We start from the raw sequence: 224 nt of genomic DNA, 5'->3' as shown, positions 1-224 counted from the left end.
GGGACATTAACCAGCACCGATCTGGATGTCGGTGATACCTTTACTTATAGTTTAGTCACGGGTACGGGAGATACTGATAACACCGCCTTTACCCTTGTGGGTGACCAACTGAAAATCAACGCTTCCCCTGACTTTGAAACTAAGTCCAGTTACAGTATCCGACTGAAAACCACTGATGCTGCGGGACTGACTTTCGAGAAGGCATTGACAGTTAATATTAATAA

At 44.6% G+C, this 224-nt stretch carries 1 protein-coding gene; it reads left to right on the top strand.

The genetic code is table 11. The annotated features are described in order from the left end of the window. Positions 1 to 224, top strand: a 224-nt coding sequence (locus PL11201_RS26650) for a cadherin repeat domain-containing protein (RefSeq protein WP_200816879.1), incomplete at both ends; no start/stop codon positions are given.

Source organism: Planktothrix sp. PCC 11201 (assembly GCF_900009135.1).
Taxonomy (GTDB): Bacteria; Cyanobacteriota; Cyanobacteriia; order Cyanobacteriales; family Microcoleaceae; genus Planktothrix.
This window is presented reverse-complemented; position numbering and strand designations above follow the sequence as displayed.